Below are 14,045 nucleotides of genomic sequence, written 5' to 3' on the forward strand. Positions count from 1 at the left end.
CGCCGCTATTCCCCGATATTGAGCAGCGCGCCCCGCACCCGCGCCGATTCGAATTGGCGGAGGAAGACGTAGCCCATCAGCGCCAGCCACGCCGCATCCAGCGCGAAGGCCGCCAGAAGGTGCCCCGTCTCCACCGTCCCGTCGCGCAGCGCCGCCCGCATCCCTTCAAAGACATGCGCCGAGGGGAGCGCGAGCGCCACCGGCTGCAACCAGCCCGGCAGGATGGCGACGGGGTAGAAGACCGCGGAGAAGGGCGTCAGCCCGAACAGGATCGACCAGGCCAGCGCCTCCGCCCCCGCGCCGTAGCGCAGGATCAGCGCGGTGACGCCGAGCGCCACCGCCCAGCCCATCACCAGCAGCGCCGCGAAGAAGCCGACGACCACCGGCCCCATCGTCAGGATGCCGAAGGAATAGAGCAGCCAGGCCAGCAGCATCGCCGGCAGCACGCCGACCAGGACGCGGATGATGCTCATCCCCATCAGCGCCGCCACCAGCTCCCGCGGGCGGAGCGGGCTGACGAAGACATGGCCGAGGTTGCGCGACCAGATCTCCTCGAGGAAGGAAAGCGAGAAGCCCATCTGGCTGCGGAGCGCCACCTCCCACAGCAGCACGCCCCCGAGCAGCACGCCCGCCGCGACGCTCGCCGTATTCCCCTGCACGCCCGCGAGATACGAGGTGACGAAGCCCCACACCACCATCTGCAGCACCGGCCAGTACATCAGCTCCACCACCCGCGGCCAGGACCGCCGGTAGAGCGCAAGGTGCCGGTAGATGATCCCCCAGACCCGGCGGAAGGCGGCCCGGTTCACGCCGGCACCCGCTGCCGCCCGCGGGCGATGTCGAGGAAGACCTGCTCCAGATCCTCCCGCCCATACTTGCCGAGCAGCCCGGCCGGGCTGCCGCTGTCGACCACCCGCCCCTGCTTCAGCATCAGCACATGGCCGCAAAGCCGCTCCACCTCCGCCATGTTGTGGCTGGCGAGCAGGATGGAGCAGCCGGTCTCCGCCCGGTACCGCTCCAGCCAGGACCGCACCCAGTCGCCCGTATCCGGGTCGAGGCTCACCGTCGGTTCATCCAGCAGCAGCAGCTCCGGCCGGTTGACCAGCGACTTGGCCAGCGCCACCCGCGTCTTCTGCCCGGCCGAGAGCTGCCCCGCCGGCCGGTCCAGCAGATCGGTCAGCTGCAGCTGCGCCGCCAGTTCGCCGATCCGCCGCTCCGCCTCCGGCACGTCGTAAAGATGCGCATAGACCCGCAGGTTCTCGGCCACGCTCAGCCGCGCCGGCAGGGCGATATAGGGCGAGGAGAAATTCATCCGCGCGAGCGCCGAGAACCGGTCCCGCGCCATGTCATGCCCGAGCACGCTGATCCGCCCCCCGCTCGGCACCAGCAGGCCGAGCAGCATGGCGATGGTTGTCGTCTTGCCGGCCCCGTTGCCGCCGAGCAGCCCCCAGGTCGCCCCGCGCGGCATGGAGAAGGAGAGGGCATCGACCGCTGGCGGCGCATCGGGGGCGTAGCGCTTGCTCAGCGCCTCGGCGAGGATGGCGGGCGTTTCCATATGCCCGCCATATGCGTCAGCCCCGCGGCCGCAGCAACCGCCCTTCGAACAAGGTGATGCCCGCCTCCCATCCCCAGCCGATCGCCGCCGCCCGGTCCGCCCCCGCCAGCATCACCCTGCCGCGGTCCGCCGGCAGCGCCGCCGCGAAGCCCGGCAGCGCCGCCGACCACCGCAGCCGCAGCAGATCCACCTGCAAGCCGGCCAGCGGCAGGGCGGGCAGCAGGACCGGCGCCGCGAGGTCGAGCGCCACCCGCCAGCCGCGCAGCCGGCAGAAGTCGCGGGCGAAGGCAAAGCCCGCCAGGTCGGCCAGCGCATCCCCGGCGGCGAAGGAGACGGTCATTCGCCCCCGCCGCTCCGGCCCCAACGCCGCGTCGAGGCGGAGGAATTCAGGCTCCGCCACCGTCTCCGGCGCCAGCGACAGCCCGGCCTGGCCGAGCCGCCTTGCGTCCTCCGGCCGGGCCAGCTCGTTGAGCAGCCGCCGGTCGGCCAGCCGCCGCAACCGGCGGAACAGCGCCGGGGCCAGCGCCGGATCCGCCCCCGGCAGCAGCGTGGCGCAGAGCTCCGCCCAGTGCAGCGACCAGTCCTCCCACTCCGTCTCCGGCCCGGCCTCGCCCGGTGCGAGGCGACAGACCGGCCGCCGCACCAGGAAGCGTGCCAGGCTGGCATGGCCGAGCCCCCGCTCCAGCGCCGCGAGGTCGGCGGCCGAGATCGGCAGCCTGTCCTCCTCCGGCACCGGCCAGCGCGGCGCCGCCTGGCTCGGCGTCAGACTCTCCTCCACCGCCGCCAGCAGCGCCGCCGCCTCCTCCGGCAGCCGCCGCCGGGCGAAGGGCAGCTGTCCCTCGGCAGCGAAAAGGATGCCGAGCGCCGCCTGCACCTCGCCCAGATGCCGCCCCTCCGGTGGGGCGATGGCGACGATGTCGCCGTTCGGCAATTCGAAGACGCGCGCCCGGGTCGGACGCATCAGCGGCGCCAGCGCATCGCGAACCAGGCGCTGGTGATGGGTCCGCCGCAACTCCTCGGCCAGGGTACCGAGGCGGAGGTGCAGCACCTCCCGCACCGTGCCGGCGGCCACCGCCTCGCGCAGGAAGTGCGCCAGCGCCAGCGCATCGGCGCCGCGCGGCCCGGCGAAGGGCCGCAGCGGGGCGAGGGAGGGCTCCGTCGTCATGCCACCGCCTCCGCCGCCGGGCCAGTCGCCATCGCCCCGAGCCGCGCGGCCCAGTCGAGCGCGGCCGCGCCGTCGCAGCCGGTCACCACCAGCCGCTCCCCGGGCCGGTCGCGCAGCACGGCGAGCGCCGCCCGCTCCTCCAGCGCCGGCGACCAGCGCAGCAGCAGCAGGTCGGCCGGCAGCCCGGCCGGGGCGAGCAGCGCCAGCCCGGCCGCATCCAGCCCTTCCAGCGCCAAGCCCCAGCCTCGCGCCGCCAGCGCCTCGCGCTGCGCAGGCAAGCCGGGATCGGCCGCGGCGGCGAGCGGCAGCACGCCGAACAGGCCGGCCACGGCGGCCGGTGGCGGCAACACCCCCACCGGCAGCGGCAGCAGCCGCCAGCCGGGCAGGTCGCGCGCCCAGGTGGCGAGGCCGGGCAGCAGCCGCCGCGCCAGCCGCTCCGCCGCATGCGCCATCAGATCCGCATCCGCCGCCAGCAGCCCCAGCACCGCGGCCAGGGCCGGGCGCGACAACCGCAGCCGCCGCCCGCGGCCTGGCACCGCCGCGCCCGGGCGGATCACATGCCGGTGCCGCAGCACCGTATCGGCCGGGAGCGAATCGAGCCGCCCCTCCAGCCCCGCCAAGCCCTCGACCGGCGAGGCCATCGCTTCCGGCCCGGCAAGCTGCGCCGCGGCCGCCCAGGCGAGCAGCGCCGCCGCATCCCGGGGCAGGGTCCAGATGGTTGGAGCCGGCGCCTCGGGGCCGGCAAGCTGCGCCAGCGCCGCCGCCGCCCGCCGCGCCGCCGCCGGCATGGCGCAGAGCAGCAGCAGCTCCCCCGCCGCCGTGTCGTAGACCGCGCCGCCGCCGGCCTCGGCCGCGTCCTGCAACAGGGCCCGCGCCAGCCGCCGCCGCGCCGGCGGCCCGGCCAGCCGCCCGGCCGGGCTCAAAAGCAGGGCAACACGTCCCTCCGCGCCAGGCAGGGCCTGGCGGAGCAGGGGCAGAAGCCCCGCCATCGGCGGGGAGGCCGGCGGAGGGGCGGGAAAGCCGGCGAGGCGGGGTCCGGTCACGATCATGCGCTGTCCTGGCGCGGTGCGGTGCGGCGCGTCATCCTCTAAAGTCGCGCCGGATGGTGAACGATGCCCTAAGCGCCGGCCCGAAATCGGCGCGCCCCGCTGCCCCCTGGCCAGCCCCCTGGCCCGGCCAGCTCGCCCCCGGCGCGCTGCCCCCGGGCTGGCGCATCTATGCGGTGGGCGATGTGCACGGTTGCGCCGACCGGCTGGCCGCGCTGCACGCCCTGATCGCCGAGGACGCCGCCGCCCGCCCGACCGAGCGCATCACCCTCATTCATCTCGGCGACTATGTGGATCGCGGCCCGGACAGCGCCGCCGTGCTGCGCCGCCTGCTCGACCCGGCGCCGCTGCTCGGCGAGGCCATCGGCGAGGTCGAGGTGGTGAACCTCCTCGGCAACCACGAGGTGATGATGCTCGACGCCTGCGAGCCGGAGGCGCATCCCGGCGCGCTGCCCTTCTGGCTCGACAATGGCGGCGCCGCCACGCTCGCCAGCTACGGCGCCGACCCGGAGGATCCGGAGGCCTGCGCCGCCGTTCTGCCGGAGGATCTCGACCTGCTGCGCCACTGCCCCCTGCAATTCTCCGCCGGCGACTACCTCTTCGTGCATGCCGGCGTGCGGCCCGGCATCCCGACCGACCGGCAGGATCCCTTCGACCTCGTCTGGATCCGCGAGCCCTTCCTTTCCTTCGACGGCGACCTGCCGCTGGTCGTCGTCCATGGCCATACCCCAAGCGAGCTACCGGTGGTGCGCCCGCATCGGATCGGCATCGACACCGGGGCCTGCTTCGGCGGCGCGCTGAGCTGCGTGGTGCTGGAAGGCCACCGGCTGCGCTTCCTCTCCGCATGACGGAGCGATGCTACCTGCATTACAAGATTTGGCGTCTCTCGCCTTGCGTGTGAGCCCTGGCTTAGGCTACCGCAGGGGGATGCACGGCCCCGCGCCCGAACCTCGTCCGAGCCCATCCGGCGCCATCCCGGCCGATCTGCTGGAAGCGGTGCGGCAGCTGAAGCGCGGCACCGTCCTCGTCGTCGGCGATGCCATGCTCGACCGCTATGTCTATGGCCGGGTCGAGCGCATCAGCCCCGAAGCCCCTATCCCGGTCCTGGCGGTTGAGCGCGAGGTCGCGCTGCCCGGCGGCGCCGGCAACGTTGTACGGAATCTGACAGCGCTCGGCGCTGCCGTTGCCTTCGTCTCCATCGTCGGCGACGACCAGGCGGGTAGCGACCTCACCGGGCTGATCGGTGGCCAGCCGGGCGTCGAGCCATGGCTGCTGGTCCAGGGCGGCCGCGCCACCACGGTGAAGACGCGCTTCGTCGCCAGCGGCCAGCAGCTGCTCCGCGCCGACCATGAGGAGGCGGCGCCCATCCACCCCCGCCTCGCCGACCGGCTGGTGCGCATCGCCGCTGATGCCGTGGCGGCGACGACGGTCATGGTGCTCTCCGACTACCGCAAGGGCGTGCTGGCCGGCACCACCGCGACGCGGCTGATCGCCGCGGCGCGCACCGCCGGGCGCAAGATCGTGGTCGACCCGCGCGGCGGCGACCCGGGCCGCTTCGCCGGCGCCGACCTCATCATCCCCGATTGCGCCGAGCTCGCCGCAGCCACCGGCCTGCCCACCGGCACCGAGACCGAGATCGCGGCCGCCGCCACCGCGCTCCGCACCGCGCATGGCTTCGGCGCCGTGCTCGTCATCCGCGGCCCGGAGGGCGTGATGCTGGTCGGCGAGGATGCGGTGCCGCAGCACCTGCCCGCCGATGTGGCGGAACTCGTCGATCCGGCCGGCGCGGGCGATGCGGTGATCTCCGTCACCGCCGCCGGCCTCGCGGTCGGCCTGCCGCTGCCGCTGATCGCCCGGCTCGCCGCCCTGGCCGCCGGCATCGCCATGGGCAAGTCCGGCATCGGCGTGGTGCGCGAGGACGAGTTCCTCGAGGTGCTGACCCCCGGCCGCCTCGCCGCCCGCAAGCTCGTCACCCGCGGCCAGGCCGCCGAGCGCGTCGAGGGCTGGCGCCGCGCCGGCCATCGCGTCGGCTTCCTCGCCGCCAGCACCGCGGCCGCCGAGCCGCATCTTCTGGACCGCGCGCAGGACTGGTGCGACCGGCTCATCATCGGCATCGCCGATGGCGACCCGGCGGCAGAAGACCTTGCCGAGCGCAACAGCGTCGACCTCGTCATCCGCTACGGGGCGGAGACGGCGCTCGACCTCATCCGCATGCTGCGCCCGGACGTGCTGGTGCAGGACCCCGGCCGCGCACCGGAGACGCTGGCCGGCGGCGACATCATGCAGGAATGGGGCGGCATCGTCCGCCGCCCCGTGGCCGAGTCGCATCAAGGGCTTTGATCCGGCAGCACAAGGTTGTGTGAGCACCCTGGCGCGGGGTACAGGCATCCGGCCAACACGGTGGCCGAGGAATCGATGCGCGTGACGTTCAAGGCTCTGGCTGCAACGGTGATGCTCGCCGCTTTCGTCCCGGCCATCGGCCAAGCCCAGCCCGCCGCCCAGCGCCCGGCGGCCCAGCCCCAGCCGGCGCAGGCCCCCGCCGCCGAGAGCAGCCCGGACCGCACCATGGCCGTCTTCACCGACTGGGTGGTCCGCTGCGAGACGCGCGCGGCCAGCGGCACCGCGTCCGCCACCCGGCTCTGCGAGATGGCGCAGACGACGCAGGACCAGCGCCAGCAACCGGTGGCCGTGCTCGCCATCGGCCGCACCGTGAAGGGCGAGCCGCTGCGCCTTGTCGCTCAGGTGCCGGTGAACCTTCAGATCGGCCCGCCGGCCAAGCTGGTGCTCGACATCCCCAACCGCCCGGCCGAAGCACCGTTGACGGTCGCCTTCCGCAATTGCATCCCGCGCGGCTGCTTCGCCGAACTGGAGCTGCGCGACGACGCCGTGCTGCGCCGCCTGCGCGCCCGCCCGGCCGAAGCCGCCGGCCGGCTGGAATGGAAGGACGCCAGCGGCGGCGACGCCTCCATCCCCGTCTCCTTCCGCGGCTTCACCGCGGCCCTCGACGCCCTCGCCAAGGAAGGCGAATAGGCCGCGGCGGGAGGGGGCGGCGCCCCTCCCGATGCGTCAGCCGTCGGCGCGGATGTTGTTGGCGCGCACCACCTCGCCCCAACGCGCATGGTCGCGCCGCATGGTCTCGCCCAGCGACTCAGCCGTGCCGCCGCCCGGCTCGTCACCCTGGCTGGTGATCTTCTCGCGGATCGCCGCATCCTGCACCGCCTGGTTCAGCGCCGCATTGAGCCGCTGCACCACCTCGGCCGGCATCCCCGGCGGGCCGAACAGCCCGATCCAGGCGTTGAAGACGTAGTCCGGCAGCCCCGCTTCCGCCGCCACCGGGATCTCCGGGAAGGCCGGGATGCGCGCCGCGCCGGTCGAGAGCATCCCGCGGATCTGCCCCGCTCTGAGGAAGGGCGCCACCACCGAGGAGGCGTCGCACATGATGCTGAAGCGCCCGGCGATGAAGTCCTGCATTGCCGGCCCGCTGCCGCGATAGGGGATGTGCTCCATCGGCGGATTGCCGATGCGGTTCTTCAGCATCTCCATCGCCACATGCGAAAGGCTGCCCGCGCTTGCCGAGCCGTAATCGACGCCGTTCGCCTGCGTCCGCGCCCAGGCCGCGAATTCCTGCGGCGTCTTCGCCGGCACCGAAGGATGCACGCAGAGGATGAGCGAGGATTGCAGCATCAGCCCGACCGGCGTCAGCCGCAGCGGGTCGATCGTCATCCCCTGGAAGGTGTGCGGGTTGATGGTCAGCGGGTTGGCATTGCCTGCGAGCAGCGTGTAGCCGTCCGGCCGCGACCGCAGCACCGCCTCGGTGCCGAGATTGCCGCCGGCGCCGCCGCGGTTGTCGATCACGACGCTCTGCCCGAGCGCGTTGGACAGCCCCGGCTGCAGGATGCGCGCCGCGAAATCCGTCTGCCCGCCCGGCGGGAAGCCCACCACCACGGTGATCGGCTTGTTCGGGTAGCCGCCCTGCGCAATGGCCGGCGTGGCCAGGCCGAGGCCCAGCACCCCGGCCAATGCACCCCGTCGCGAAATCCCCTGTACGATATCGGTCATGCCCGGCGCCTTCGAATCCGTTGTCGATGGCGCCGCTTCTACAATGAGTGGCCGCTCACTCCAGCACCGCAATCCGCTTCCGCTCGATCAATTCGAAGTCGATGGCCGCCCCCAACCCGGGCCCCTCCGGCGCATGCACCATCCCGTCCGGGCCCACGGTGATGTCCTCCGCCAGCCCATACTTATGCGCCCCGTCCGGCAGCAGCACCTCGAAGAAGCTGGTGTTGCGGATGGCGCAGCAGACATGGAGGTTGGCGACGTTGTTCAGCGAGTTGCCGCCATGGTGCACCTCGTAATTCATGCGGAAGGCCTCGGCGAGGTGCGCCGTCTTCACCAGCGTGGTGATGCCGCCCTTCACCGCCACGTCGCCGCGCAGATAGTCGGTGGCCTGCATCATGATCCAGGGCGCATAGCTTTCGAGCCCCGTCGCCGGGTACTCGGTCGCCACGATCGGGATATCGAGCTTCTGCCGCAGCTTCACGTAGCTGGTGATGTCCTGGTCGTGCAGCGGGTCCTCGTACCAAAGGAAGCCGAGCTCCTCGATCGCCCGCCCGACCAGCATCGCGGCCGGGAAGTCATAGGCCCAGGTGCTGTCGAGCATCAGCGTGTAGTCGTCGCCGACGGCCCGCCGCACCGCCCGGCAGACGGCGATGTCCTCGCGCGGCCGCTGCGGCGGATGGATCTTGTAGGCGGCCCAGTTCGCCTCGCGGAAGCGCACCGCCTCCTCGGCATACTCCTCCATGCTGGGAAGGATCGCCGAGCTGGCATAGGCCGGGATGCTGTGCCGCGTGGTGCCCAGCAGCCGGTGGATCGGCATCCCCGCCGCCTGGCCCGCGATGTCCCACAGCGCCACGTCGACCGCGCCGATGGAGCGCACCGAGATCAGCCGCGACCAGGGCCAGAGCGCCGCGTTCAGCCGCTCCCGGTCCAGCGGGTCCTGCCCCATCAGCAGCGGCTTCAGGTAGCGGACCAGCCCCGGCCCGTCATTCGCCGCCGTATGCGTCGCCGAGCCGAGGAAGGCATGGCCGGTGATCCCCGCATCCGTCCCGATCCGCAGCAGCCCGAGCGCCGAGCTGCCCGAGTCCAGCCGGCTCGCCGCATGGTATTTCGTCGGCGGGATGCCCTCCCAGGCGAAGAGCGTCAGCGAGACATGGTCGATCTTCATCGGCGTGGTTCCCTTCCCTTCCGCGAAGGGTAAGGGAACGCACGCCGCGCCGCCTAGTCGAGCTGGATGTTGCCCTTGCGGATCACCTCGCCCCAGCGGGCGATCTCGCCGCGGATGAAGCCGGCGAAGTGCTCCGGCGTGTCGCCCACCGGCTCCGCGCCCTGCTCCTCGATCCTGGCGCGCACCGCGGGCTCCTTCACGATCGCCTGCAACTCCTGCGACAGGCGCTGCACCGCCTCCGCCGGCATGCGGGCGGGCGCCTGGATGCCGAACCAGGCCGTCGCGTCGAGCCCGGGATAGCCGGCCTCCCGCGTCGTCGGCACGTCGGGCACCGCCTTGCTGCGCTCCGGCGTCGTCACCGCCAGCGCCCGCACCCGCCCGTCGCGGATATGCCCGAGCGAGGAGGGCAGGTTGTCCACCGCCAGGTCCACCCGGCCGGCGATCACCTCCGTCAGCATCGGCCCCGAGCCGCGGAAGGGGACGTGCACCAGGTTGATGCCGGCCACCTGCTTCCACAGCTCGCCGGTGAGGTGCAGGCTGGTGCCGTTGCCCGAGCTGGCGATGGTCAGCCCGTCGCGCCGCTGCTTCGCCAGCGCCACCGCCTCCTGCAGGGTCTTCACCGGCACTCCCGGCGCCGCGATGATGACGTTCGGCACCGCCGCGATGTTCGAGACCGCGGCGAGATCCTCCGGCTTGTAGGGCATGGTGTTGCGGTACAGGCCGTAATTGATGGCGGCCGTCCCGATCGTTGTCATCAGCAGCGTGTGATTGTCCGTCGCCTTCGCCACCGCCTCGGCGCCGATATTGCCGCCAGCGCCGGGGCGGTTCTCGACCACCACGGACTGGCCGAGCCGCGCGCTCAACGGCTCCACCAGGATGCGGGCGACGATGTCGGTGGTGCCGGCGGCGCTGAAAGGAACGATGATCCGCACCGGCCGGCTGGGCCAGGCGGGCTGGGCCGCAGCGCGGCGGCCGGGCAGCAGGCTGGAGAGCGTGGTGCCGAGGCTGGCCCCGAGCGCGACGCGGCGTGGGATGACGGGCATGGTTTTCCCTATCTGGCGTTGGGGCGCCCTTCTAGCGGCCGGGGCACCGCCGGTCGAACCCCTGCCGGGGACACAACAAGCGGCTTGGCCTGCAACGCGCATCGCGCTTGGATGGCGCGCAAGGAATATTGGAGGAAACGCATGGCCGCCTCGGTCCCCATTGCCGGCAACCGCTTCGCCATCATCGGCGGCGCCAGCCTGGTCGGTTCCGCCACCGCCGGCGAGCTGCTGGACCACGGCGCCGCCGAAGTCGTGCTTTTCGACAATTTCGCCTTCGGCTCCGATGCCGCCATCGCCCATCTCAAGGACCATCCGCGGCTGAAGCTGGTGCGCGGCGACGTGATGCGCATGGCCGACCTGCTGCGCGCCACCGAGGGCCTCGCCGGCGTGCTGCAACTCGCCGCCTACATGACGCTCTCGATGGACCGCGATCCCTGGGGCGGCCTCGACGTCAACATCCGCGGCGTGCAGAACGTGCTGGAGGCCTGCCGCGCCAACGGGGTGCGCAAGCTGGTCTTCGCCTCCTCCAACGCCACCTACGGCTACGGCCCGGGCGTCGCCGGCGAACTCGTGGAAAGCACGCCCTTCCACAGCGTCGGCGCCCCGCCCGCCGCCATCCTCTACGGTGCCAGCAAGATCATCGGCGAACAGCTCTGCCGCGACGCCTTCCGCAAATGGGGCCAGGACTACGTCGTCCTGCGCTATTCCACCGTCTATGGCGAGCGCCAGCACTACCGCGCGGCCAATGCCCTCTACATCATCGAGACCATCGACCGGCTGAAGCGCGGCGAGGCGCCGCAGGTCTTCGGCGACGGCGCCGAGACCAAGCATTTCGTCTATGTCGGCGACCTGGCCCGGGCCAACCGCATGGCCTTCGAGAGCGCGGCGACCGATGTGGCGGTGAACACCTCCGGCCCCGCCCCGACCACGACGCTGGAGCTGGTCCAGCTCGTCACCGAGCTGCTGGGCGGCGGCCCGGCGCCGGAATTCATCGGGGCCGAGCCGGGCAAGGTCCGTCTCACCTCCGGCGGCGCCTTCCGCATCGCGCATGAGAAGGCCAAGGCCGCCATCGGCTGGGCGCCCGAGGTCGATATGCGCGAGGGCCTCCGCCGCCTCATCGCCTGGCGCGACAGCAACGAGGGGCGCGGGACATGAGTGCGTCCGATGGCCGAAGCACCGACAGGCGCGAAGGGCTGAATCGGCCGCCTCGCGCAGCCGTTTCCCGCCGCACGCTCCTTCTCGCCACGCTGGCGACGCCGGCCCTCGCCCAGACCGTGCGCTACCCGGACCGCCCGATCGAGATCGTCGTCGGCTTCACCGCCGGCGGCGGCACCGACCTCGACGCCCGCTCCTACGGCCGCGCGCTGGAGCAGAAGCTCGGCGGCACCGTCGTCATCACCAACCGCCCCGGAGCCGGCGGCGAGCTGGCCCTCGGCGCCGTCGCCCGCGCCAGGCCCGACGGCCACACCATCGGCACCACCAACTATCCCGGCCTGCTCACCATCCCGATCGAGCGGCAGGCGCAGTTCCGCCTCGACGACTTCGCCCCCATCGCCAACCTGGTGACGGACCCGAGCGCCATCACCGCCCATGCCAACGGTCCCTACAAGAGCTTGCAGGACGTGATCGCGCGCGCGAAGGCGGCACCCGACAGCATCACCTACGCCTCGCCCGGCATCGGCACGGACGACCACCTGCAGCTCGTCCTGTTGCAGGAGGCCGCGGGCATCCGCCTCACCCATGTCTCCTTCCAGGGCGACCCGCAGCTCCGCACGGCCGTGCTCGGTCGGCAGGTGGACCTGATGGGCCTCAACCTCGGCGCCGTCACCGCCGCGCCGCAGGGCTTCCGCATCCTCGCCCAGGCCGCGGCCAGCCGCAGCCGCTTCGGCCCCGATATCCCGACGCTGAAGGAGCTCGGCTACCCGGTGACCATGGCCTCCGAGCGCGGCCTCGTCGTCCCGGCCGGCACGCCGCCCGCCGTCCTCGCCCGGCTGCGCGAGGCGACGGAGGAGATCGCCCGCGACCCGGAATTCATCCGCGCCCTGGAAAGCCGCTTCACCGAGCCGGCCTACGAGCCCGGCGAGGCCTGGTTTGCCCGCCTCCGCCGCGAGGAGCCGACTACCGCGGCCTTTGGCAGCGCACGCCCTGGGTGCAGCGGGGCTGATCAGCGCCCCGCCCACACCCCCGGACGCACCGACAGCGCCGTGATCAGCCCATAGGCGCTGATCCCGAGCGCCACAGCGACGAACTGCCCCTGCAGGCCGTAACCCAGCAGGTCCGACAGCACCCACCCACCGCCGACCGCCAGGCCGATCCGTGCCAGCGCCGCCACCACCGGCCCCGCCATCCGCCCCGCCCCCATGCTGGCGAAGTAGAGCGCCATGCCGACGCCGAAGCCCGGCAGCGCGAAGCCGATCACCGCCAGCGCCTGCGTGGCGATCTCCACCACCGCCGGGTCGCCGCTGAAGGCCGAAGCCGTGAAGCCCGGCGCCACCGCGACGAAGACGCCGACCACCAGCGTCACCGCCAGCGCCATCGCCGCCCCCGCCCAGGCCGTCCGCCGTGCCGTCGCCCAGTCCCCCGCCCCCACCGCGCGCCCGACCAGCGCCGTCAGCGCCGAGCCGACGCCGAAGGCCAGCGGCACCATGAGGAATTCGATCCGCGCCGAGACGCCATAGGCCGCGACGGCCACCGCCCCGTAGGACGCTACCCGCGCCGTCACCAGGATCGTCGCCAGATTGGCGACCGTCGCCATCGCACAGGCCACCAGCCCGACCGAGAGGATGCGCCCGAACAGCGCCCCCCGCAGCCGCACCCTGAGCTGCGGCACGAACCCCGCCCCGCCGCGCATCACCACCACCGCCATCCCGACCGAGGCGGCGGCCATGCTGAGGGCGAAGGCCATCCCCGCCCCCGCCAGCCCGAAGCCGGCCCGCTCCATCAGCAGCCAGGCCAGCACCGGATAGGCCACCCAGGCCAGCAGCAGCACCCGCGAGGCCAGCGCATGCCGCCCCCCGCCGCGCAGCACGGAGGCGAGGGTATTCGCCATCCAGGCCGGCACCGCCCCCGCCCCGAACAGCCAGGCGCAATAGGCGGCCGCTGCCTCCGCCGCCTCCGCCCCGCCGATCACCCCGAGGATCGCCCGCGGAAACCCCGCCAGCGCCACCGCGAAGGCCAGCCCGAAGCCGAGCGCGATCACCACGGCATGCACGACGAGGGTCGAGGCCTCCTCGCGCCTGCCCGCCCCCAGCGCCCGGGCGATGGCGGAAACCACGCCACCCCCCATCGCCCCCGTCGACATCTGCTGCATCAGCAGGGCGAAGGGCAGCACCACCGCCCAGCCGGCCAGCGCCGCCGTCCCCTGCCGCGCGGCGAGCCATGGCTCCACCAGCTGCGCCGCCGACTGCAGCGCGGCGACGGCCGTGGTCGGCGCCGCCAGCACCCAGACCCGCCGCAGCAGGTCGCGCGAGGAAGGCGCCGCAAGCGCCGCCGTGCCGTCAGCCATCGACAAGCGCCCCGAACCGCGCCCGCAGCGCCTCGCTCGCCCCCGGCCCCGCCAGCACGCGGATATCCTCGGGCTGCAGCGGCGCCCCGGTCGAGGAAAGCGCCGGCGGGCTCCGCACCGGCGCCCCCGTCCCCCGCTCCTCCAGCACCACCGGCGGCCCCTCCGGCCCGGTCATCCAGCGATCCGCCCAGCCCTTCAGCGCCAGGAAGACGGGGAAGGCATCCCGCCCCTTCTCGGTCAGCCGATAGTCATGCCGCGCCCCCGGCGCCGGCAGCTTCTCGATCAGCCCATGCATCGCCAGGTCCCGCAGCCGGGCGGAGAGGATGTTGGGCGCGATGCCGAGGTTGCGCTCGAACTCGTCGAAGCGGCTTGTGCCGTAGAAGCACTCCCGCAGCACCAGCATGGCCCAGCGCTCGCCGAGCACCGCCATGGCCCGCGCCACCGGGCAGCGCATCTGGGTGAAATCCGTGCGGCCCATCGGCATGGCGCTCCTGCAACTTGCATGAT

General features: G+C 73.1%; 14 protein-coding genes. 5 read left to right on the forward strand and 9 right to left on the reverse strand.

The window, feature by feature from the left end; translation table 11 throughout:
* Nucleotides 1-5: 5 nt before the first annotated feature.
* Genes LH62_RS07265 through LH62_RS07280 form a run of 4 tightly spaced genes read right to left on the reverse strand, consistent with a single transcriptional unit; the run spans nucleotide 6 to nucleotide 3,763 of the window.
* Complete coding sequence (locus LH62_RS07265; RefSeq protein ID WP_043360247.1) at nucleotides 6-809, reverse strand: ABC transporter permease; 804 nt, start codon at nucleotides 807-809, stop codon at nucleotides 6-8.
* Entirely contained in the window at nucleotides 806-1,555 is a 750-nt protein-coding gene (locus LH62_RS07270) for an ABC transporter ATP-binding protein (RefSeq protein WP_043360248.1), read from the reverse strand. Before LH62_RS07270 ends, LH62_RS07265 begins: the two co-directional genes overlap by 4 nt.
* A 16-nt stretch (nucleotides 1,556-1,571) precedes the next feature.
* On the reverse strand, nucleotides 1,572-2,720 hold the full coding sequence (locus LH62_RS07275; RefSeq protein ID WP_043360250.1) for a hypothetical protein: 1,149 nt from the start codon (nucleotides 2,718-2,720) through the stop codon (nucleotides 1,572-1,574).
* Complete coding sequence (locus tag LH62_RS07280) at nucleotides 2,717-3,763, reverse strand: hypothetical protein (RefSeq protein ID WP_144404413.1); 1,047 nt, start codon at nucleotides 3,761-3,763, stop codon at nucleotides 2,717-2,719. The genes LH62_RS07275 and LH62_RS07280 overlap by 4 nt, the downstream gene beginning before the upstream one ends.
* 59 nt (nucleotides 3,764-3,822) lie before the next feature.
* Between LH62_RS07280 and LH62_RS07285 the strand changes: the two genes are divergently transcribed.
* From LH62_RS07285 to LH62_RS07295, 3 genes are all read left to right on the forward strand, one after another.
* Nucleotides 3,823-4,614: a metallophosphoesterase family protein gene (locus LH62_RS07285; RefSeq protein WP_082012401.1), complete on the forward strand. Its 792-nt coding sequence runs from the start codon at nucleotides 3,823-3,825 to the stop codon at nucleotides 4,612-4,614.
* Between the two features lie 79 nt (nucleotides 4,615-4,693).
* Complete coding sequence (locus LH62_RS07290) at nucleotides 4,694-6,106, forward strand: bifunctional heptose 7-phosphate kinase/heptose 1-phosphate adenyltransferase (protein ID WP_052213860.1); 1,413 nt, start codon at nucleotides 4,694-4,696, stop codon at nucleotides 6,104-6,106.
* A gap of 81 nt (nucleotides 6,107-6,187) precedes the next feature.
* Nucleotides 6,188-6,796: an invasion associated locus B family protein gene (locus tag LH62_RS07295; protein ID WP_160299791.1), complete on the forward strand. Its 609-nt coding sequence runs from the start codon at nucleotides 6,188-6,190 to the stop codon at nucleotides 6,794-6,796.
* A gap of 36 nt (nucleotides 6,797-6,832) precedes the next feature.
* On the opposite strand, the gene LH62_RS07300 is transcribed toward LH62_RS07295, so the two are convergent.
* The 3 genes from LH62_RS07300 to LH62_RS07310 are packed head-to-tail and all read right to left on the reverse strand — an operon-like array spanning nucleotide 6,833 to nucleotide 10,033.
* Entirely contained in the window at nucleotides 6,833-7,825 is a 993-nt protein-coding gene (locus LH62_RS07300; protein ID WP_043360255.1) for a tripartite tricarboxylate transporter substrate binding protein, read from the reverse strand.
* Between the two features lie 55 nt (nucleotides 7,826-7,880).
* On the reverse strand, nucleotides 7,881-8,990 hold the full coding sequence (locus LH62_RS07305; RefSeq protein ID WP_043360260.1) for an enolase C-terminal domain-like protein: 1,110 nt from the start codon (nucleotides 8,988-8,990) through the stop codon (nucleotides 7,881-7,883).
* 53 nt (nucleotides 8,991-9,043) lie between these two features.
* Nucleotides 9,044-10,033: a tripartite tricarboxylate transporter substrate binding protein gene (locus LH62_RS07310; protein WP_043360261.1), complete on the reverse strand. Its 990-nt coding sequence runs from the start codon at nucleotides 10,031-10,033 to the stop codon at nucleotides 9,044-9,046.
* A 141-nt stretch (nucleotides 10,034-10,174) separates the two neighbouring features.
* Here LH62_RS07310 and LH62_RS07315 point away from each other — a divergent pair, with 141 nt between their 5' ends.
* Both LH62_RS07315 and LH62_RS07320 read left to right on the forward strand, forming a co-directional pair.
* On the forward strand, nucleotides 10,175-11,188 hold the full coding sequence (locus LH62_RS07315) for an NAD(P)-dependent oxidoreductase (RefSeq protein WP_043360262.1): 1,014 nt from the start codon (nucleotides 10,175-10,177) through the stop codon (nucleotides 11,186-11,188).
* Nucleotides 11,185-12,252: a tripartite tricarboxylate transporter substrate binding protein gene (locus LH62_RS07320; RefSeq protein WP_052213864.1), complete on the forward strand. Its 1,068-nt coding sequence runs from the start codon at nucleotides 11,185-11,187 to the stop codon at nucleotides 12,250-12,252. Before LH62_RS07315 ends, LH62_RS07320 begins: the two co-directional genes overlap by 4 nt.
* Here the strand turns inward: LH62_RS07320 and LH62_RS07325 are convergent.
* Nucleotides 12,198-13,538 carry an MATE family efflux transporter gene (locus tag LH62_RS07325; protein ID WP_043360264.1) on the reverse strand — a complete coding sequence of 447 codons (1,341 nt, stop codon included), beginning with the start codon at nucleotides 13,536-13,538 and terminating at the stop codon, nucleotides 12,198-12,200. The two genes, LH62_RS07320 and LH62_RS07325, sit on opposite strands and share 55 nt — an antisense overlap.
* The gene (locus LH62_RS07330) at nucleotides 13,531-14,016 is read right to left on the reverse strand and encodes a helix-turn-helix domain-containing protein (RefSeq protein WP_043360265.1); all 486 of its coding nucleotides are present in this window, start codon (nucleotides 14,014-14,016) and stop codon (nucleotides 13,531-13,533) included. The genes LH62_RS07325 and LH62_RS07330 overlap by 8 nt, the downstream gene beginning before the upstream one ends.
* Nucleotides 14,017-14,045 lie beyond the last annotated feature (29 nt).

The organism is Belnapia sp. F-4-1, from assembly GCF_000802185.1.
GTDB lineage: Bacteria > Pseudomonadota > Alphaproteobacteria > Acetobacterales > Acetobacteraceae > Belnapia.

Bases quoted from the DNA above. Each gene is read 5' to 3' on its own strand.
- LH62_RS07270 (WP_043360248.1), bottom strand. From the start codon at position 1,555: ATGGAAACGCCCGCCATCCTCGCCGAGGCGCTGAGCAAGCGCTACGCC.
- LH62_RS07275 (WP_043360250.1), bottom strand. From the start codon at position 2,720: ATGACGACGGAGCCCTCCCTCGCCCCGCTGCGGCCCTTCGCCGGGCCG.
- LH62_RS07285 (WP_082012401.1), top strand. From the start codon at position 3,823: ATGGTGAACGATGCCCTAAGCGCCGGCCCGAAATCGGCGCGCCCCGCT.
- LH62_RS07290 (WP_052213860.1), top strand. From the start codon at position 4,694: ATGCACGGCCCCGCGCCCGAACCTCGTCCGAGCCCATCCGGCGCCATC.
- LH62_RS07300 (WP_043360255.1), bottom strand. From the start codon at position 7,825: ATGACCGATATCGTACAGGGGATTTCGCGACGGGGTGCATTGGCCGGG.
- LH62_RS07305 (WP_043360260.1), bottom strand. From the start codon at position 8,990: ATGAAGATCGACCATGTCTCGCTGACGCTCTTCGCCTGGGAGGGCATC.
- LH62_RS07310 (WP_043360261.1), bottom strand. From the start codon at position 10,033: ATGCCCGTCATCCCACGCCGCGTCGCGCTCGGGGCCAGCCTCGGCACC.
- LH62_RS07315 (WP_043360262.1), top strand. From the start codon at position 10,175: ATGGCCGCCTCGGTCCCCATTGCCGGCAACCGCTTCGCCATCATCGGC.
- LH62_RS07320 (WP_052213864.1), top strand. From the start codon at position 11,185: ATGAGTGCGTCCGATGGCCGAAGCACCGACAGGCGCGAAGGGCTGAAT.
- LH62_RS07325 (WP_043360264.1), bottom strand. From the start codon at position 13,538: ATGGCTGACGGCACGGCGGCGCTTGCGGCGCCTTCCTCGCGCGACCTG.
- LH62_RS07330 (WP_043360265.1), bottom strand. From the start codon at position 14,016: ATGGGCCGCACGGATTTCACCCAGATGCGCTGCCCGGTGGCGCGGGCC.